Annotated in this window: 16 protein-coding genes; 7 read left to right on the top strand and 9 right to left on the bottom strand. The window is 56.1% G+C overall.

What is annotated here, in order from left to right; translation table 11 throughout:
- Nucleotides 1–2: 2 nt before the first annotated feature.
- The 6 genes from C8N36_RS21215 to C8N36_RS21190 are packed head-to-tail and all read right to left on the bottom strand — an operon-like array spanning nucleotide 3 to nucleotide 6,919.
- Complete coding sequence (locus C8N36_RS21215) at nucleotides 3–1,175, bottom strand: acetyl-CoA C-acyltransferase (protein ID WP_097806705.1); 1,173 nt, start codon at nucleotides 1,173–1,175, stop codon at nucleotides 3–5.
- Nucleotides 1,172–3,253 (bottom strand): 3-hydroxyacyl-CoA dehydrogenase NAD-binding domain-containing protein, encoded by a 2,082-nt coding sequence (locus C8N36_RS21210; RefSeq protein ID WP_097806704.1) that lies wholly within the window; start codon nucleotides 3,251–3,253, stop codon nucleotides 1,172–1,174. Before C8N36_RS21210 ends, C8N36_RS21215 begins: the two co-directional genes overlap by 4 nt.
- Nucleotides 3,254–3,264: 11 nt before the next feature.
- Nucleotides 3,265–4,026 (bottom strand): IclR family transcriptional regulator, encoded by a 762-nt coding sequence (locus C8N36_RS21205; RefSeq protein WP_245911017.1) that lies wholly within the window; start codon nucleotides 4,024–4,026, stop codon nucleotides 3,265–3,267.
- 10 nt (nucleotides 4,027–4,036) lie between these two features.
- Nucleotides 4,037–5,374 (bottom strand): TRAP transporter large permease, encoded by a 1,338-nt coding sequence (locus C8N36_RS21200; RefSeq protein ID WP_097806702.1) that lies wholly within the window; start codon nucleotides 5,372–5,374, stop codon nucleotides 4,037–4,039.
- Entirely contained in the window at nucleotides 5,375–5,857 is a 483-nt protein-coding gene (locus C8N36_RS21195; protein ID WP_097806701.1) for a TRAP transporter small permease, read from the bottom strand.
- Nucleotides 5,858–5,872: 15 nt separating this feature from the next.
- Complete coding sequence (locus C8N36_RS21190; RefSeq protein ID WP_097806700.1) at nucleotides 5,873–6,919, bottom strand: C4-dicarboxylate TRAP transporter substrate-binding protein; 1,047 nt, start codon at nucleotides 6,917–6,919, stop codon at nucleotides 5,873–5,875.
- A gap of 713 nt (nucleotides 6,920–7,632) precedes the next feature.
- Between C8N36_RS21190 and C8N36_RS21185 the strand changes: the two genes are divergently transcribed.
- The 5 genes from C8N36_RS21185 to ptsP all read left to right on the top strand — a co-directional run bounded on the left by C8N36_RS21185 (nucleotide 7,633) and on the right by ptsP (nucleotide 13,849).
- Complete coding sequence (locus tag C8N36_RS21185; RefSeq protein WP_097806724.1) at nucleotides 7,633–8,829, top strand: 3-deoxy-D-manno-octulosonic acid transferase; 1,197 nt, start codon at nucleotides 7,633–7,635, stop codon at nucleotides 8,827–8,829.
- Between the two features lie 85 nt (nucleotides 8,830–8,914).
- Nucleotides 8,915–9,367, top strand: coding sequence for a DUF1178 family protein (locus C8N36_RS21180; RefSeq protein ID WP_097806699.1), 453 nt, complete (start codon nucleotides 8,915–8,917; stop codon nucleotides 9,365–9,367).
- Nucleotides 9,367–10,014: an SDR family NAD(P)-dependent oxidoreductase gene (locus tag C8N36_RS21175; RefSeq protein WP_097806698.1), complete on the top strand. Its 648-nt coding sequence runs from the start codon at nucleotides 9,367–9,369 to the stop codon at nucleotides 10,012–10,014. Before C8N36_RS21180 ends, C8N36_RS21175 begins: the two co-directional genes overlap by 1 nt.
- A 152-nt stretch (nucleotides 10,015–10,166) precedes the next feature.
- Nucleotides 10,167–11,402, top strand: a complete 1,236-nt coding sequence (locus tag C8N36_RS21170) for an aspartate kinase (RefSeq protein ID WP_097806697.1) — start codon at nucleotides 10,167–10,169, stop codon at nucleotides 11,400–11,402.
- 206 nt (nucleotides 11,403–11,608) lie between these two features.
- A complete protein-coding gene (gene ptsP / locus C8N36_RS21165; RefSeq protein WP_097806696.1) occupies nucleotides 11,609–13,849 on the top strand; it encodes a phosphoenolpyruvate--protein phosphotransferase in 2,241 nt (746 codons plus the stop codon).
- Between the two features lie 318 nt (nucleotides 13,850–14,167).
- Here the strand turns inward: ptsP and C8N36_RS21160 are convergent, their stop codons facing one another.
- Together C8N36_RS21160 and C8N36_RS21155 are read right to left on the bottom strand one after the other, a co-directional pair.
- On the bottom strand, nucleotides 14,168–14,914 hold the full coding sequence (locus tag C8N36_RS21160; RefSeq protein ID WP_097806695.1) for an EcsC family protein: 747 nt from the start codon (nucleotides 14,912–14,914) through the stop codon (nucleotides 14,168–14,170).
- Nucleotides 14,915–14,963: 49 nt separating this feature from the next.
- On the bottom strand, nucleotides 14,964–15,494 hold the full coding sequence (locus tag C8N36_RS21155) for a GNAT family N-acetyltransferase (protein ID WP_097806694.1): 531 nt from the start codon (nucleotides 15,492–15,494) through the stop codon (nucleotides 14,964–14,966).
- Nucleotides 15,495–15,524: 30 nt separating this feature from the next.
- On the opposite strand from C8N36_RS21155, the gene C8N36_RS21150 reads away from it, so the two are divergent.
- A complete protein-coding gene (locus C8N36_RS21150; RefSeq protein ID WP_097806693.1) occupies nucleotides 15,525–16,106 on the top strand; it encodes a flavin reductase family protein in 582 nt (193 codons plus the stop codon).
- A gap of 112 nt (nucleotides 16,107–16,218) precedes the next feature.
- Nucleotides 16,219–16,860, top strand: a complete 642-nt coding sequence (locus C8N36_RS21145; protein WP_097806692.1) for a CatB-related O-acetyltransferase — start codon at nucleotides 16,219–16,221, stop codon at nucleotides 16,858–16,860.
- A 59-nt stretch (nucleotides 16,861–16,919) separates the two neighbouring features.
- On the opposite strand, the gene C8N36_RS21140 is transcribed toward C8N36_RS21145, so the two are convergent.
- Complete coding sequence (locus C8N36_RS21140) at nucleotides 16,920–18,548, bottom strand: SulP family inorganic anion transporter (RefSeq protein ID WP_097806691.1); 1,629 nt, start codon at nucleotides 18,546–18,548, stop codon at nucleotides 16,920–16,922.
- Between the last annotated feature and the right edge of the window lie 195 nt (nucleotides 18,549–18,743).

Genomic DNA, 18,743 nt, shown 5'->3' with positions numbered 1-18,743 from the left:
CCTCAGTAGATTTCAAACAGGCCAGCAGCACCCATGCCGCCCGCAATACACATCGACACAACGCCCAGCTTTGCCCCGCGCCGCTGGCCTTCGTGCAACAGATGCCCGGCAAGCCGCGCGCCCGTCATGCCAAACGGGTGTCCAATCGCGATGGACCCGCCGTTGACGTTCAATTTTGCCGGATCAATTCCAAGGGTGCGTTGGCAATACAGCGCCTGAGAGGCAAAGGCCTCGTTGATTTCCCACAGGTCGATGTCATCGACTCTTAGCCCGTGCCGTTCCAGCAAACGCGGCACTGCAAACACAGGACCAATGCCCATTTCTTCGGGCCCGCAGCCCGCGACGGCAAAGCCTTTGAACGCGCCCAAAGGGTTCAATCCTCGCGCCTCGGCCTCTGAGGCCTCCATCAAAATCAAGGCAGCGGCCCCATCCGACAGTTGCGATGCATTGCCCGCCGTGACGCAGCCGCCCTCAATCACAGGCTTAAGCCCCGACAAGCCCTCCAAAGTGGTGCCGGGACGGTTGCATTCATCGCGGTCAACGGTGGCATCGACTTGCGACACCTCACCGGTCGCGCGGTCTTTGACGGCCATAACCGTCTGCATCGGCAAGATTTCATTGGCAAACACCCCTGCCTCTTGCGCCGCTGCAATCCGCTGCTGCGACACAAGGCTAAAGGCGTCTTGGTCTTCGCGGCTGACGTTATACCGCGCGCCCACCAAATTGGCCGTTTCGATCATCGAATGATACACTTCGGGCATTTTCGCCATCAAGGTCGGCTCTGGCACACGGCGGATTTTTGGCTGGATCAAGCTGATGCTTTCCACGCCGCCAGCCACCTGGGCACCGGCCCCGTCTTGAGTAATTGCATTGGCGGCTGTGGCAATCGCCTGCAAACCTGACGCGCAAAACCGGCTGACCGTTTGCCCGGCCGAGGATTTATCAAGCCCCGCCAGAAATCCAGCCTGACGGGCGATGTTGCCGCCTGTTTCGGCCTCTGGGTAACCGCATCCGATGACCACATCTTCGATGGCATCAGCCGCTAGCCCTGTGCGGGCCATAAGACCCGCAATGACATGCGCGGTCATCGTCGCCCCATGTGTCTGGTTAAACGATCCCCGAAAGGATTTCGCCAGACCGGTCCGGCCCGCATCTACAATCACGGCCTGTTTCATTGCGCGGCTTCCTTGTTCAGATCGTCAAATGTGCGGCCTTGTGCGACCAGTTGCTCCAGCAAAGGCGCAGGTGTCCAAAAGAACGCATCTTCCTTTGCGTAGGATTTGATATCGTCCAAAAGCGCGGGCAAGCCTTGCAGATCGGCCCATTTCAACGGCCCGCCATTGTAGCGCGGAAACCCGTATCCCATGAGCGAGACCATATCGACGTCCAAGGGACGGCGGGCGATGCCCTCTCCGACAATCTTGGCCGCCTCATTGACCATGGCCGCCATGTACCGGCGCAAAATCTCGGCATCCGAAAAGCTGCGCGGTGTGATGCCCAGCTCCAAGCGCTCAGCCTCGACCAAAGGCATGACATCCGGGTTTTCAACCTTGGCGCGGCCTTCGTAAATGTAATAGCCACGTCCGGTTTTTTGCCCATAATGCCCGGCCTCGCACAGCTTGTCGGCATAGGTCGGCACCCTTTCTTGTGGATCGCGCAACGGTGCAAGGCGTTTGCGATTGGCCCAGCCGATATCCAGTCCAGCCAGATCGCCCACCGCAAAAAGCCCCATGGCAAACCCGAACTCTTCGAGCACACGATCGATCTGATACGGCGTCGCCCCGTCCAGCACCATGTGATCGGCACAGGTTCGATAGGTGAACATCATCCGGTTGCCGATAAATCCGTCACAGACACCGGACCGAACCGAAGTTTTGCCAAGCCGCTTGCCCAATGCAAACCCGCTGGCGATGACCTCTGGCGCAGTTTGCGCGCCCACCACCACTTCGAGCAGTTTCATGACATGGGCGGGACTAAAGAAGTGCAAACCAATGACATCGGCGGGCCGCGACGTGGTAGTCGCGATTTCATCCAGATTTAGATAGGATGTGTTGGACGCCAAAATCGCCCCCGGTTTCGCAACGGCATCCAGTTTGGCGAAAACCTGCTTTTTGACATCCATATCTTCGAAGACAGCTTCGATGATTAAATCAGCCTCGCCCAAAGCGGCATAATCTGTTGCGCAGGTTAGCGCCTCGTTCAAGATCGCGTCATGTTTGGCTTGATCAATTTTGCCGCGTTTCAAAGCGCCAGCCAAATTGCTGGCGATGCGCGCTTTGGCAGCTTTCGCTCCGTCATCCGTCATCTCGATCAAGACCACAGACAGACCGGCCAAAAGCGCAGCAGTGGCAATGCCAGCCCCCATTGTACCGCCGCCGATCACCCCCATACTGTTGATATCACGTGGGGATACCCCCGCGAGATCGGGCTGCTTGCTGACCTGCCGTTCACTAAAGAAGGCGTGGATCATGCCTTGGCGCTGATCGGTTTCCATCAAAGACATGAACAGCCGCCGCTCTTCGGCCAACCCTTCGGCAAACGCCAATTTGGACGAGGCTTCGATGGCCTCAACCGCCACCACCGGTGACAGCTGGCCGCGCGCTTTTTTCGCCACGGCCGCCTTGGCCGCGTCAAAATCGATGGCCTCCGGGGCAGGCATCTGGCTGACCGGACGTGGTCCGGCCCCTTGCGCCAGCAGTTCGCGGGCATAGGCAAGCCCCAAGGCCAGTGGCTCACCCGCCTCGACCTTATCGACCAACCCAAGATCCAGAGCCTTGGCAGCACCAATGGGACGGCCTGAAGTGATCAGTGAAATAGCTTGTTCATAGCCAGTGACACGCGGCAAACGCTGGGTGCCGCCTGCCCCCGGCAACAAACCCAAATGCACCTCTGGAAAACCCATTTTGGCCGTCGGAACTGCAATGCGATAGTGACAGCCCAAAGCGATCTCAAGCCCGCCGCCCAGCGCTGTGCCGTGCATTGCCGCAATCACAGGAATTTTGCAGGCCTCTACCAAATTGCACAGGCCCGGCAGGCTTGGTTCTTGCAAGGGTTTGCCAAATTCGCGGATATCGGCCCCCGCGAACCACGTTCGGCCGCGTCCGTAGATGACAATCGCCTTGGCCCCTTCGGCCTGTGCGCGGGTGATGCCATCAAGGAGGCCTTGCCGTACAGCCCACCCCAATGCGTTCACCGGCGGATTGTCCGCTGCCAGAACCGCAATGTCATCGTGCATTTCGAAATGAATGGTCATGTCGTTCTTTTCTATGTTCTCAATTGGTCCAGCGCCCTGCGGCCGCCGGTTTTCAGTTCTAAATCGCGCATCGCATCGCGCAGCATCGGTCCAACCTCTGCCAAAATGCGCTCATCTGTCAGTTCTGCCGGCGTGGCTCCGCAACCAAAGACCACCGGTTCACCCAAATCGCTGGCGAAAAACGGGCGTGACACAGCATTGATGGTTTGGGAAAAACGCGCCTCTCCTTGCACAAAGACAAAGCCCTGCGCCGCAAGTTGGGCATGGGCGTCTTTGCGTTGCTGGATCAGCTCTTCGTCCGGATCCATCGCGGCAAAACGACCTTCGCTAAGGCCTGCCAAGAAACCCTGCCCCGTCGAAGACCGCGCCATAGGCACCCGATTGCCTGTCTCAAGCCAAATGGAACCCGCATTGCGCGGCCGCCATGTGCGCACCAAGGTCATCGATCCCCCATCGCGCACCGCCATCAACACCAGCGTCTGCGTCTGGTTGGCCAGCTCTTGCATCGGCGCCTCTGCCAGATCCAAAAAGGAGGTCGAAGTCTGTGCAACACTGGCCAGAGCCAAAGCTGACGGGCCAAGCCGCAATAAATTACCGTTCTGGCTCAGGTATCCCAATTCCTTCAACGTATAGGTCAACCGCGTAATCGTGGCAGGCGACAGGCCTGTCCGTTCCACAATCTGGCTGTGGCTTAGCCCGTCATCGCTGATGCGAAAGGCGCGCAAAACCGACAGGCCCCGTGCCAGAGTGTTGGCAAATTTTCGGTCAGTCATCATGCGCCCCTTACATGCTGGTCGGTAAAAGCAGCGAAATTATCGGAAATGACATGATGAGCAAAAGCACAATCAAATCCACTGACAAAAACCGCGCAACCCCGGCAAATATCCGGTCCAGCGGGGCCTCTTTTCCGACCACCCCGGCGATGACAAACACATTCAGCCCCACCGGCGGCGTAATAAGCCCGATTTCCAACAGCTTGATGATCACTACACCGAACCAGATCAGATCAAGTCCGTAGCCTTCGACCAGTGGAACAATCAGTGGCAGGGTCAGCACCATGATGCCGATGGGATCAAGGAACATACCCAGCAGCAAGTAGATAACCGCAATCGCGGCCATCAGCGCAACCACTGACAGTTCTGCTTCGGTCACCATGCCAACCAGTTTCGGGGCAACGCCGGTCAGGGCGATAAAGGCGACAAAAATCTTGGCGCTGGCGGCGATAATGAAAATGCCCGCTGTTTGAATGCAGGTTTCCTTGAGCGATTCCCAAAGTGACTGCAGCGTCAATTGCCTTTGCAGAAAACCGATGAGGATTGCGAAGCTGACTGAAACGGCTGCGGCTTCTGTCGCGGTAAAGATGCCGCCGTAAATACCCCCGACGATGACTGCAAACAACAAGAAAGCCGGCCATGCTTTGACTGCCGCCTGAAGCCGTTCGGCGCGGCTGTAAGTCAGGCCGGAATCAGGTGCGATTTTGGGATCGTGGCGCACCCAGACAGCCACCACCAGCACAAAGCCCGCAAGTGTCAGCAAACCCGGAAGAACGCCGGCGAGGAACAATTTTGACACCGATGTCTCGGTGAAAATACCGTAGATTATGAACAATACCGACGGCGGAATCAGGGACCCAAGCGTGCCGCCCGCAGCCACCGAGGCCGTCGCCAAGCGGTTGTCATAGCCCATGCGCAGCATCTCTGGCGTGCAGATCCGGCCCATAGTTGATGCGCAGGCGATCGAGCTGCCGGTGATGGCAGAAAAACCGCCACACCCGACGATCGAGGCCATAGCAACACCGCCGCGCAGATTGGTCAGCCAGACCTTGGCCGCCTCATAGATATTTGTCGTGATCCCCGCTCGGTAGGCAATATGGCCCAAGGCAACAAAAAGCGGGATCATCGACAAGTTATAGTTGTGAACCAGATCAAAGGCATTTGAGAATACCAGGGATGTCGTGGGCCGCACCGCACGTTCGGGCGCAAAGGCCCCCGTGCGGGTGGCAAAAATGAAAAACGTCCCCAAGGTTGATGCGCTGGCCAAGGCAAAGGCAATCGGCACCCGTATCGCCAACATTCCCAACACCGCCGCAAAGGCGATCAGGCCAATGGTTGCTCCGTCCATTTATTCCGCCTTTTCACCGCGCAGGAAGGCCTGCGCATCTGTCTTGAAAACCAGCAACAGCCGCAGCCAAAAGGCCACCATCGCCACAAAGAAAATCAAACGTCCCGGCCATTTCGGCAAAGACAAATCGCCAAAGAAAAAGCTGCCACTGCTCCAAGTCGCGCTCAGTTCGCGCCAACCGGCAAAGACCATCGGCGCAAAGGCAATCAACCCTATGAACCAACCGATCAAAATCAGGAACTGCGTCACGCGGTCAGGCAGCCGATTGGTCAGGACTTCGACACAGACATGTGCCCGCGCTGCCGTGACCGCCGCCAATGGCAGCAAAATGCCAGCCACCATCAGCTCGCGGACCAGTACAACACTGTCGGGCAAAGATGTGCCGAAGAGGCGCAAGACCACGTTCAACGTGATCATTGCCCCCATCGCCAACACTGCCAGGGCCGCAAGCCCCAGCAACATATTTTCAAAGCGTTTCAGCATTTAGCCAACCTTTGTTTAGCGCGCCCAAGGGTAGCCTTTTGCATCACGTTCTGCGGCATATTTCGCCAGCAAACCGCGATATTCATCCAACAAAGCCGCACCATCAAGACCGGCCTTACCAGCCGTCTCGACCCATGCGTCCACATGACCCGCGCCCTTTTCCAAAAGCTTGGCACGCTCGGCGTCGGGCAATTCAATGACCTCAAGACCTCCGGCCTTCATGTCTTCGATTGCCTTGGCATTGGCCCCCGTTAGAATCTGGCCAAAGTAGTCCACCATGTCTGATCCGGCTGCCAACAGCAGGTCTTGTTGCTCTGCGCTCAGCGCATCAAAGGCATCTTTGTTCATGAAGGTGCCGACACCGCCAACCTGCCCCCAATTGAGCAAAGTATAGCTGTCCATCACCTCGGCCTGCTTGAGTGCAGAGACCGCATAGGAATACCCTTGCGAACAATCGATCAATCCGCTGTCCAAGCCCTGATAGGCGTCATAAATCGACATGCGAACCATGTTCGCCCCCATCTCACCAAAGACCTTTCCATATGCCCCGACACCGCGCACTTTTAGACCGTCAATGTCATCGGCGGTCCGGATCGCAGTCCCCTTGCAACCGATATTGACCTGGCTGGTTGTGAAGGTGCCAATGTAGACAAGGTTCTTTTGGTCCAGAACCTGCTTGACCGCTGCATTGGTCCGAAACAATTCATCGGTTGCACGCATGCCAACCCAGGCATCCGGATTATCAAGCGGCAGATCCGCGATGCCATAACTGGCAAATTCTTGCGGATAGTAAACCGAAATGATCGTCCCCATGTCGCCGACACCATCATGGATAGACTGCAAAGCCGCATTGGCTTTGAACAGCGCGCCGCCCCATTGCACATCAATGCGCATATCGCCGCCAGACCGGTCCGCGACCTCATCCGCAAACCATTGGATCGCCTTTGCACGAGCGCCCCTGTTCGGTCCGGCTTCGCCATGGATCAAGACTGTTTCAGCGCTGGTCGCGCCTGCGCAAAGCGCTGCAATTGCGGCCACAGCCGCGGTTTGCCATCGTTTCATGAAATCCTCCCAGTTTCACTATGCGAAATTGTATTTCACAAAATGATCCTAAGAGTTTTTGGGTACTTTATTCAAGAGAAAGTTTTGATGTGCTGCAACACGCGCAAAATTGAACCCTTATATCGTCAGCTTCTCGGCCCTCTGCGCTGTGATGACGGGGCCGGAATTCGATAGCCAAATACTAGGCATTGACGATTTTTTCAGTTTTTGGTGCCGAATATGCTGTTTGAACAGATGCAGAATTCCACGAACAGTTAAACAACATGAAGTTAACGATACAAACATCTATTAATAAATGATAAAAAATCAAAAACGGCCTGAAAACACAACAAAGCAGGACCATCGATGGATGAAAACCCTAGCGTCGCCCTTTCCTGTGCATAGTTTATCCGGGATATATCGGAAAAGGGAAATTCTGATGCCTAATATTGCGAATTTTTCGATCATATAGTCGCAATAAGATGGTTATTTCCGAGCAGGCATCACATTTTTTAGCTCGAAAATGCAGTTCGATCCTACGCAGCTGATCCCAATAACGCATTCAAAAACAATCACCAATCAGGATACTCACAGAGTTATTCACAGCCGTTCTTCTGTGGGCCGCTGATGTGAAAATGTGCGGCCGTCTGCACCTCAGCAGAGCCACAGCGCTCTTGCCATTTCGGCAAGGCGCGGTCACATCGGCGGAACACTTGCAACGAATTGGGGCCTTCATGCTGCTGTATCGCATTCTTCTCAGCATCTTTGCTGCGGCAGTCCTGACCAAAGGCCATGTCGCAGCCCGACTTGGGCGCGGCCCTGCCAGCCCAGGCCCGCATGTTTGGTTTCATGGAGCGTCCAATGGAGAGCTCAACTCCGCGCGCCCGATTCTTGTTTCCCTTGTTCACGAACGGCCAGACCTGAACTGGCTGGTGACCTGCAATACTCAAACTGCGCGCGACATGGTGCACGGTTGGGAACTGCCAAGAGTGAGCGCACGTCTGGCACCCGTTGATCTGGCTTGGGTGACGAAATCCATGATGCGGCGCTGGAACATCCAAGCGCATATTTCCTTGGAGTCCGAAATCTGGCCACACCGCATTTTGACCTGCGCCGGCCCTACGGTGATGCTTGGTGCGAGAATGAGCGCTTCGACGGCCCGCAGTTGGGGGAAACTTGGGGATCTGCCCCGCCGTGTCTTAGCCAAAGTCAGTTTTGTTTCGGCACAAGACGAGGAGTCGCTTCAGAGATTGCAAAACCTGGGCTTGCCGCAGTCCGCTGTCGGTCCGGTCGCGGACCTCAAATCACTGTACCAAAAACCGACCGCCCCGCTGCCGCCTGAATTGTCCCAAGCCTTTGACCGGCGCAAAACATGGTTGGCGGCATCGACCCATGAAGGCGAAGAGGCAATCGTTCTTGAGGCACACAAGCAGGCACTGGAGCAAGATCCCGAATTGCGATTGATCCTCGCGCCGCGCCACCCGCGACGCGCTAAGGAAATCGCCGCGCATATTGAACAATACGGCCTTAGCTACAGCCAGCGCAGTCAGGACCAAGCCGCAACAGCCCAAGTTTACCTTGCCGACACGATGGGCGAGATGGCGTTTTGGTATCAGTTGGCCGGTCGCGTATTTATTGCCGGATCGCTCACCGACCGTGGCGGCCACACCCCATATGAGCCCGCAGCCTTCGGGGCCGCGCTTATTCATGGTCCCGACATGCACAACTTTGGCGTTTCTGCACAGCGCTTGGCCGCGGCACAAGCTGCCGTCCAGATTGAGACCGCAGATGCGCTGTGTGCCGCGCTTGCGGGTTTACAAACCGAAGAACTGCAGACCGCCGCAGGACAGGCAGCGCAACAAGCATTGCGCTGCGATACAGATGCAAAAGCACTGTGCACTTTGATCCTGCAGCACTTGGCAAAGGTTTAGCACCGCTTGAACCCAAGTGTGATATGCTTATCTTTGAGACAACCGAAACGCGCCAAACAGTTGGCCCGAAAACAGAACGCAGTGCATGATTCAATACAGCCTGAAATGCGCCGACGGGCACCAGTTTGACAGCTGGTTCCAATCGGCCAGCGCCTTTGACAAACTGCAATCTGCGGGTCACGTAACCTGCGCCGTCTGCGGCTCTGCGAAGGTTGCAAAGGCAATGATGGCTCCGCGGGTTAACAAAGTTGCCAAAGTGGTCGCCCCCAAGCCTGAACCAATCCCGGACAAGACCCCATCCCTGAGCGCCCCAAACAGCGAAGCCGAACAGGCGATTGCCAATCTCAAACAACATGTTGAGGCGAATTCGGACTACGTTGGCAAAGATTTCGCCACTGAGGCACGTGCCATGCATGACGGCGACAGCCCCACACGGTCGATTTGGGGTGAGGCCAAATTGGAGGATGCAAAGGCTCTTGTTGACGAAGGCATTTCCGTCATGCCTTTGCCGTTTTTACCAACACGGAAAAGCAACTGATGTCGACATTTTTGATAACGGGGGCCAATCGCGGCATTGGCGCGGCGCTGGACAAGACCCTAACGGATCAGGGGCACCACGTTCTTGGCACCGCCCGGAACCACCCTGAATACCTACCCTTGGATGTCACAGACCCCGCTGCACACTCTGCCTTGGCCATTCAGCTTGAAGGTCAGCAGATTGATACGCTTGTGTGTAATGCGGGTGTGTTTCTGGACAAGGGGCAAAATCTGGCTGATGGCTATGGCGCACAGATGTGGGCCGATAGTTTCTCGGTCAATGTCACTGGGGTGTTTTTGACCGTTCAGGCTCTTTTGCCAAACTTGCAAATGTCCAATGCGCCCAAGATTGCAATCATTGGCAGCCAGATGGGATCTGACACCCTTGCACCCGGCGGCTCATACATCTACCGCGCCTCTAAAGCAGCAGCGTTGAATCTGGGTCGCAACTTGGCCTCTGATTTGCGCAGGTTGGGCATTGCAGTCGGTGTCTATCACCCCGGCTGGGTGCAAACGGATATGGGCGGCACCACCGCCGAGATCACAGAACTAGAAGCTGCAAACGGTCTGGCCAAACGTTTTGCCGCACTGAGCCTGCAAACATCAGGCTGCTTTGAGACATGGGACGGGCGCGACCATCCGTTCTAAAGCCGAAGGTCCGGATTTTCATGTGCCGGGACAAGTTTTAAGCCCTGAGAGCCTGAAACGACCGCCTAACCGGTCGATAGCGCGCTTTGCGCACTTGCACATGAGCGCAGCAGCGCGTACACCGCCGCGCGATCTGACAGGAAAGGCGCATCATGCCCATTCTCGTAATGAAATTCGGTGGCACCTCAGTTGCCACACTGGACCGCATCCGCCGCGTTGCAAAACGCGTCGGTGTTGAGGTCGCCAAAGGCTATGACGTGATCGTCATCGTTTCGGCCATGTCCGGTGAAACCAACAAGCTGGTTGGCTATGTCAACGAGACTTCGGAGCTGTTCGACGCCCGCGAATATGACGCGATTGTCAGCTCGGGCGAAAACGTGACGGCAGGCCTGATGGCCTTGACCTTGCAGGAAATGGACGTCCCCGCGCGCAGCTGGCAAGGTTGGCAAGTGCCGGTAAAGACCACCAACGCCCATGCCAGTGCCCGGATCGAAGAAATCCCACCTGCGAATATCCTGCAAAAGTTCGAGGAAGGCATGAAAGTCGCCGTCGTCGCAGGTTTTCAGGGCATCAGCAGCGAAGGCCGGATCACCACACTGGGCCGGGGCGGCAGCGACACAACCGCCGTCGCCTTTGCCGCAGCCTTTGAGGCCGAGCGCTGTGATATCTACACGGATGTGGACGGTGTTTACACCACTGACCCCCGCATCTGTGAAAAGGCGCGCAAACTCGATAAGATTGCGTTCGAAGAAATGCTGGAACTGGCGTCGCTGGGCGCAAAAGTGCTGCAAACCCGGTCGGTTGAACTGGCGATGCGCTACAAGGTCAAGCTGCGGGTTTTGAGCAGTTTTGAGGAACAGTCGGACGAAGCCGGAACGCTCGTTTGCGACGAGGAGGACATCATGGAAAGCAATGTCGTGGCCGGTGTGGCCTATTCGCGGGACGAAGCCAAAATGACGCTGGTCTCGGTCGCAGATCGCCCCGGAATCGCCGCAGCCATCTTTGGACCTCTGGCCGAGGCTGGCATCAATGTCGATATGATCATTCAGAACATTTCTGAAGATGGCCGCACCGACATGACGTTTTCGTGCCCCACCGATCAGGTCGCACGGGCGGAAAAGGCTATTGAGGGCATCAAAGCCTCGGGCGAGCTGAACTTTTCAGGCGTCGATATCGACCAAAGCGTCGCCAAGATTTCAATCGTCGGCATTGGTATGCGCAGCCACGCCGGGGTGGCCTCCAAAATGTTCAAGGTTCTGTCCAATGAGGGAATCAACATCAAGGTCATCACGACCTCGGAAATCAAAGTCTCTGTTTTGATTGAACGCAAGTACATGGAACTGGCTGTTCAGTCGCTGCATGATGCGTTCGAGTTGGAAAAAGCCTGACCAACCTAATCTATTAGGGACACGCCGCGCACAGAAATGAGCGCGGCGTTCTCATTTTTGATGCCAAGCGAATTTTTGCTGCCCAAAGTGCCAGCAACCTGAAAAACCTTATGTTTTTGCTGCGTTGCAGCGGGGCATTGTGCTTTCCCTTCCCTATTCAACTCGCCTATAGCTGGTGTTCGAAGAGTGTGAGGAGCCGCATCTACATGGCCGATAATCTTGAAAGTGAAAGCCGCAAGTTGCTGGGGCGGCTGCGCGACACCATGGCCGAAGAGGCCGAGGGTCAAGAACGGCTGAACAAGATTACCCACCTGACAGCGGATTCTATGCGCACCGAGGTGTGCTCGATTTACCTGTTTCGGGATAGTGAAACCCTAGAACTGTGCGCGACCCAAGGCTTGAACCAAGAGGCGGTGCACGAGACCCGCATGAGGATGGGCGAAGGTCTGGTAGGCCGCGTGGCGCGGTCCGGCGATGTCGTGAACACCGCAGATGCGCCGTCTGAGCGGGGCTTCCGGTTTATGCCCGAAACCGGCGAAGAAATCTATTCCAGCTTTCTTGGCGTCCCAATCCAACGCCTAGGAGAAAAGCTTGGCGTTCTGGTTGTGCAGTCGAAAGAAAAGCGCCAGTTCACCGCCGACGATGTCTATGCACTAGAAGTTGTGGCAATGGTTCTGGCCGAAATGACCGAACTGGGGGCCTTTGTAGGAGAAGGCGCTGCGCTGAGCGCGCGCCACACCCAAGCGGTCTTGCTGCGCGGCGGCACCGGACAAGAAGGCACTGCCATGGGCCGTGTCTGGCTACATGAACCACGCGTCGTGGTCACAAATTTGGTATCAGACGATCCTGAAACCGAAAGCGCCCGCTTGCAAGAAGCTGTGGATACCCTCCGCGTATCCGTTGACGAAATGCTGGCAGGCGCATCAGCCGACGCCGAGCAAATGCAGGTGCTAGAGGCCTATCGCATGTTCGCCAACTCCAAGGGTTGGATGCGGCGGATGACCGAAGACATATCGCGGGGCTTGTCCGCCGAAGCCGCTGTGGAAAAAGAACAATCCCAAGCACGGGCGCGGATGAGCCAGATCTCCGACGGCTACTTGCGCGAACGGCTTCACGATCTGGATGATCTTTCGAACCGTCTGCTGCGGATCTTGACCGGACAGGGCCGCGAAACCGGTTCTGAAATGCCGCCGGATCCTGTGCTGATTGCCCGCAACATTGGGCCGGCAGAACTTTTGGAATATGGGCGCGGTCTCAAAGGGGTCGTGCTTGAAGAGGGCTCCGTTGGATCACATGCCGCGATTGTGGCGCGGGCACTGGCCATTCCCCTGATCATCAACGCAGACAGGGTCACCAACGAAGCTTTGAACGGCGATCAGATCCTTGTGGATGGCGATCAGGGCATTGTGCACCTGCGTCCCGATGAACAGGTCATTTCGGCCTTCCAGGACAAAATGGCCATGCAGGCCAAGGCGCAAGAACGCTATGCCTCGATCCGCGATACAGACTGCGTCACAAAAGACGGGCATTACATCAGTTTGCAAATGAACGCAGGATTGATGGCAGATCTGCCATCATTGGAAAGTTCGGGGGCCAATGGTGTGGGTCTGTTTCGGACCGAATTGCAGTTCTTGATTCGCAACCAAATGCCGCGCCGGACCGAACTCGCCGCGCTCTACAAACGCGTTCTGGATGCGGCCCAAGGCAAGCGGGTGGTGTTTAGAACGCTTGATATCGGGTCCGACAAAGTGCTGCCCTATATGAAGCCGCATGACGAACCTAACCCGGCCCTGGGCTGGCGGGCTATTCGCGTGGCCCTGGACAGACCCGGAGTCATGCGCATGCAACTACAGGCCCTTATTCGGGCTGCCGAAGGCCGGAATCTGACCATTATGTTCCCGTTTATCGCGCAGTTTAGCGAATACAAACTGGCCCGAAATGAAGTCGACACGGTTCTGGCGCGTGAAAAACGCCTTGGCCACGCCGTGCCGGAGCGTCTTGAGATCGGGGCCATGTTGGAGACACCATCTCTGGCCTATGCCCCGCAACAATTCTTTGATGAAGTCGAATTTTTATCGATTGGCGGCAACGATCTTAAGCAATTTTTCTTTGCTGCCGACCGTGAAAATGAACGGGTTCGTAGACGTTATGATACGCTAAGCGTCTCGTTCCTGAGCTTTCTTGAAGGTATTGTTGGCCGTTGCGAAGGCACAAATACGCACCTTAGTTTTTGCGGCGAAGACGCTGGTAGACCTATCGAAGCCTTGTGTTTGGCTGCGGTGGGGCTGCGTAATTTGTCGATGCGGCCAGCTTCTATCGGTCCGGTCAAAAGCTTGCTGATGCGCTATAGTCTAGCAGAGATCCGAAAGGTGATCGATGAATCCGGTGCAAGAGGCGACGAATCCGTTCGCGCAGCTGTGATGGAGTATTTGCGCCAAAACGGATAATTCCAACGACCGCCCGGCGATTTGGGCTGCGGTTAAAATGGAAAACACCCGGTCGTGGATTGCTTCCAATAACCGGGTGTAAAGTCTTCGACGTCATAGCGTGCCCCTACCATTCTGGCCAGCGGCACCTATCGCGCTTTTCTACGCGTGGTGTGGATCTGCTTTCTCCCTGACGTCCGGTATCGCCTGTTTCGTCATTTGCGCGCCGGTTCTATTTCAAGGTTCAGACCCATTCGGTGAAGGGAGTTTATTTCCCTTTTGCCCAACCAGACCTAAGGTATTTCCCCTAAAATTTGATTAAGCCTCTTGGATGTTTTTCTATTTATTCAGCTCATCGCGCAACTGCCCGACCAAGGTGACCATTGGCAGTCCGGTTTCGCGCGACAAAGCCAGCAATCCAAAATGCACATGCGCCATTTGCTGGTAGTAACTGGTGAAGGCAAAGTTTACTGCCGCGCCGGCAGCCGCACCGATCACTGGCACCGCTTGGGCCGCCAGTTTTTGCCCCATCACAACCGACATTCGCGGTACAATTGCTGCAATCAGGCGCTGCGCTGTCGACCCAGTCAATGCCAAACGCGCCGACAAAAACGCAACATCAGCGCTATCATCCGCTTCAAGCGGCCCGGCTGAGGCAAAGACAGTCAAACATTCACGCGCAATTTCAGGATCTTCGGGGTCGAACCCGTGCTCAACGGCGATACCTTGGATCGCTCGCATCAAAACAGTCACTGTCACGGGCAATTCGCCCAGTGATGACACCAAGCCACCCGCCCCGCCAACAGCGCCCATCGCCGTAGCAAAAGCCGTGTTTAACCAGCCGCGCTGGTCAGGAACCTTGCTGCGTGAATACTTGGCCGTGTGGAATGCCACCTGTAGCGCTCCGCTGGTCGCATCCTCCAAGCCGGTTTTTACCGCTTCAGGCAGCCGGGTGAGCAGACTGTCAGCCTGTGTTCCAAGCAGATGCAACACCTGCATTCCTGTGGAATTGGCAGCCCGATGGCGATTGGCCAGCACAGTGATTTCAGCCGGCAATGAATGGGTCGGCAAAGTTGTCTCACTCATGAAAAGCTCCTCTTGCGATGTCACAGATGTGTGAACGTTTTGCGCAAATTCAAGCCTTTCGTTCGACCGTCCCCTTGATCCCAGCCCAAGCTTGCGGTGTCAGTGACGCCCCTAGAACACGTTCGGGGTTTGTGGGCGGCGGCATAATCACGCCTTGCAACGGATTGAAACCAAAGCGCCTATAATATGGCGCATCACCGACCAAAAGCACCCTATCGTGTCCCGCTTCTGATGCGCGTTCAAGAGTGTCGATAATCAAAGACGACCCCAAACCCTCGCCCTGCGCTGTCGGGTGAACAGCGATCGGCCCCAACAAGAGAACCTCGGCCCCGCCAACCAGCACCGGCCAATAACGAATCGCAGCGCCCAATATTCCGGCTTCGTCGCGTGCAACGACGCACAGGCCCGACACAGGCAGCACGTCCTCGCGCAGCCGATAGGACGACAATGCAGTCCGGCCAGGCGCAAAACAGGTGTCATAGAGGGCTTCGACCTCCCACCAATCTTCAGGTCGCTCCGGGTATAGCGTGAACAAATCAGTCTCTCGTGCATTTGGGTGCAAAGCCGCGTAACACGACATAAATTCCCGCGCAAATAGGAAGCTCGAAAATTGTTCTATCGCCCCGAAGAAGGCCACGGCCTGCCGCACAACCCGTTCAATGCAATCGTCACACCGCGCCCGATCGGCTGGATCTCGACCCGTGGGTCCGAAGGCGACAATATTGCCCCCTATTCCTTTTTTAACGCCGTGGCATATGTTCCGCCGCAGGTGATGTTTTCATCTACGACTGCCAAGGACAGTCTCGCCAATATCCGTGAAACCGGTGTGTTTTGCGTCAATGTTGTCTCGGAGGCCCTGCAACAGCAAATGAATGACAGCTCAGCCGCGCTACCACGCGATGTCGATGAATTTGACGCCGCAGGTATATCCAAGGCCGAATGCACAACCATCAGCGCCCCCCGCGTCGCCGATGCTCCTGCGTCACTGGAATGCAAGTTGACGCAAATCCTCCAACTTCCAGGCGAGGCAAATTTTGCGGTATTCGGCGAAGTCACCGGTGTGCATATGCGCGACGATTGCCTGCGGGACGGTATCTTTGACGTCCTCAGCTTTAACCCTGTGTCTCGCCTGGGGTATCGCGATTTCGCCACCGTCCGCGAAGTGTTCAGCCTAAAGCGTCCGGGCGAATAGAGGAACTGGACGGCACCGGACAACATCGATTATGCTCGGTTTAAACAATGGAGGGCGTGATGGACCAGAACCTTTGAACCGCTGAACAGTCACAGATTTCAAAGGAGACATCATGTCCCTACCAGACGCCACCCGCGCCTATCCAATTACCCTGCCTGATGGCACCGGCCACAAAGGCACTGTCTTTCTCAATCAAGTCGTTAGCCATCCGCGTATGCGGGTTGGCGATTTTAGCTATGCGTCCGATTTTGATCCGCCAGCAGAGTGGGCCATGCATCTGGCCCCCTATCTTTTCCCCTTTAGCCAAGAATTGCTGACAATCGGCAAATTCTGCCAGATCGCCCATGGGGTGCGGTTCATAACCAGTTCTGCCAACCATGAAACCAAAGGGCCCAGCACCTTTCCTTTTGCGGTTTTCGCACCGGAAACCAGAGTGGGGTACCAGCCGGATACCCGCGATATGACCATCGGCAATGATGTTTGGATTGGCTATGGGGCATTGATCCTACCCGGAGCACACGTCGGAAACGGGGTCATTGTGGGGGCAGGATCCGTTGTGCGTGGCACTGTGCCGGACTACGCAGTGGTTTCGGGCAACCCTGCCCGCGTGGTCCGAATGCGCTATACAGACGACGAGATATCGGACCTGAATGCGCTGGAATGGTGGAATTGGCCGCTGGATCGCATTGCTTTGGCACAGGCTGCCCTAAACGGCGGCAGTGTAGATGACCTCAAAGTATTCGCGCCGCAATAGGCGTTAGGCACATCAAAAGTTCAAACGAAAAGAGGGGGCGCTAGGCCCCCTCTTTGATATCAGTGTCCGCCCAAGATGCCGGTGCGCACCTCGTAATCCGCAGCAATCTGGTAATCGGGGTCATCGTCACTATCGACCATCAAGTGACCCGCTTTGTTCAGCAGTTTATGACAATCGCGGCTCAGATGGCGCAGCTGGATGGACTTGCCTGCCATCTCGTATTTGCCGGCCACGGCTTCGATTGCTTGCAATGCCGATTGATCGACAACGCGGCTTAGCTTGAAATCAACGATGACTTTTTCAGGGTCACCGCCAACGTCAAACAACTCTGTGAAACCATCAGAAGATCCAAAGAACAGCGGCCCTTCGATGGCATAAACCTTGGCACCATCCTCCGTCATCTGGTTGGTCGCATGAATACGGCGCGCGTTGTTCCAAGCGTAAGCCAAAGCCGAGACGATAACACCGACCACAACCGCTACGGCCAAGTCTTCCATTACAGTTACAACAGTCACCAGCAAGATGACAAAGGCATCTGTCAGCGGCACTTTGCGCAAAATGGTCAGGGAATTCCACGCGAAGGTGCCAATCACAACCATGAACATCACACCGACGAGAGCAGCGAGCGGGATCAATTCGATCAACCCGGACGCAAACAGAATAAAGATCAGCAAGAACAATGCGGCTGCGATACCGGAAATTCGGGTCCGCGCACCGGATTTTACGTTGATCATTGATTGGCCGATCATGGCACAACCGCCCATACCGCCGAAGAAACCGGTCAGAATGTTAGCGCCGCCCTGTGCGATGCATTCTTGGCTGGCACCGCCGCGCTCACCGGTCATATCACCGACAAGGTTCAGCGTCAGAAGCGATTCAATCAGGCCAATTGCTGCCAAAATGACAGCATAAGGCAAGATGATCTGCAAGGTTTCCCAATCAAGTGGAACCTCCGGAATATGAAACGGCGGCAGCCCGCCTTGGATAGAAGCCATATCGCCCACACGCGGCACATCAAGGCCAAAGCCAATAACCAACGCTGCCACGATGCCAATACCAGCCAAAGGCGCGGGCACGGAGCGTGAAATACGCGGCATCACCCAGATGATTGCCATTGTCAGAACGGTCAATCCCAACATCAAGAAGAGCGGCATTCCGGTCAGCCATGTTCCTGCGCTCATCCCTTCTGCCGTTTTCACCACGGATCCGGGCACCTTGAACTGGCCCATTTGCGCAAGGAAAATCACAATCGCGAGGCCATTTACAAAGCCCAACATAACCGGGTGCGGCACAAGGCGAATAAATTTACCCCACTGCATGATACCTGCAAAAACCTGCAAGATCCCCATCAGAACCACGGTGGCGAACAGATATTCTACCCCGTGCTGAGCCACCAGCGCCACCATGACAACGGCCAATGCGCCCGTGGCACCGGAAATCATCCCCGGACGGCCGCCAAACAGCGCCGTTACAAGGCCAACCATAAAGGCAGCATAAAGCCCAACCAGCGGGTGGACCCCTGCCACAAAGGCAAAGGCGACGGCTTCGGGGACCAATGCCAAGGCAACGGTCAAGCCGGCAAGCAGTTCGATCCGCAGGCGGGCCACAGTAAGTCCCTCTTTTGGCATCAAACTTAGATCGGGCATGGCGAGGCGGTTGGCAAAAGCAGCCAGAATGGCTCGTTTCATAGGGTATCCTGTTCGTGGGTCGCGCAGGGCCGGTTACTCCACTGCTGCCCGAAAGGCCAGTCTTATGCCCGATCGGTTGCGATTTCGTAACGAAAAGCTGCCTTTTGTTGCGGCCAGGCCTGAAACGGCCATCGCCGCTCGGGGCACCGGCGTCCATCTTCGATCTTACCCCAAAACCGGTCGAAACCGAACTGG

The sequence above is a fragment of the Pelagimonas varians genome (assembly GCF_003208435.1).
Taxonomy (GTDB): Bacteria; Pseudomonadota; Alphaproteobacteria; order Rhodobacterales; family Rhodobacteraceae; genus Pelagimonas; species Pelagimonas varians.
The sequence above is the reverse complement of the archived record's forward strand: the minus strand, read 5'-3'. Positions and strand labels throughout refer to the sequence as shown.

Bases quoted from the DNA above. Each gene is read 5' to 3' on its own strand.
- C8N36_RS21215 (WP_097806705.1), bottom strand. From the start codon at position 1,175: ATGAAACAGGCCGTGATTGTAGATGCGGGCCGGACCGGTCTGGCGAAA.
- C8N36_RS21210 (WP_097806704.1), bottom strand. From the start codon at position 3,253: ATGACCATTCATTTCGAAATGCACGATGACATTGCGGTTCTGGCAGCG.
- C8N36_RS21205 (WP_245911017.1), bottom strand. From the start codon at position 4,026: ATGACTGACCGAAAATTTGCCAACACTCTGGCACGGGGCCTGTCGGTT.
- C8N36_RS21200 (WP_097806702.1), bottom strand. From the start codon at position 5,374: ATGGACGGAGCAACCATTGGCCTGATCGCCTTTGCGGCGGTGTTGGGA.
- C8N36_RS21195 (WP_097806701.1), bottom strand. From the start codon at position 5,857: ATGCTGAAACGCTTTGAAAATATGTTGCTGGGGCTTGCGGCCCTGGCA.
- C8N36_RS21190 (WP_097806700.1), bottom strand. From the start codon at position 6,919: ATGAAACGATGGCAAACCGCGGCTGTGGCCGCAATTGCAGCGCTTTGC.
- C8N36_RS21185 (WP_097806724.1), top strand. From the start codon at position 7,633: ATGCTGCTGTATCGCATTCTTCTCAGCATCTTTGCTGCGGCAGTCCTG.
- C8N36_RS21180 (WP_097806699.1), top strand. From the start codon at position 8,915: ATGATTCAATACAGCCTGAAATGCGCCGACGGGCACCAGTTTGACAGC.
- C8N36_RS21175 (WP_097806698.1), top strand. From the start codon at position 9,367: ATGTCGACATTTTTGATAACGGGGGCCAATCGCGGCATTGGCGCGGCG.
- C8N36_RS21170 (WP_097806697.1), top strand. From the start codon at position 10,167: ATGCCCATTCTCGTAATGAAATTCGGTGGCACCTCAGTTGCCACACTG.
- ptsP (WP_097806696.1), top strand. From the start codon at position 11,609: ATGGCCGATAATCTTGAAAGTGAAAGCCGCAAGTTGCTGGGGCGGCTG.
- C8N36_RS21160 (WP_097806695.1), bottom strand. From the start codon at position 14,914: ATGAGTGAGACAACTTTGCCGACCCATTCATTGCCGGCTGAAATCACT.
- C8N36_RS21155 (WP_097806694.1), bottom strand. From the start codon at position 15,494: ATGTCGTGTTACGCGGCTTTGCACCCAAATGCACGAGAGACTGATTTG.
- C8N36_RS21145 (WP_097806692.1), top strand. From the start codon at position 16,219: ATGTCCCTACCAGACGCCACCCGCGCCTATCCAATTACCCTGCCTGAT.
- C8N36_RS21140 (WP_097806691.1), bottom strand. From the start codon at position 18,548: ATGAAACGAGCCATTCTGGCTGCTTTTGCCAACCGCCTCGCCATGCCC.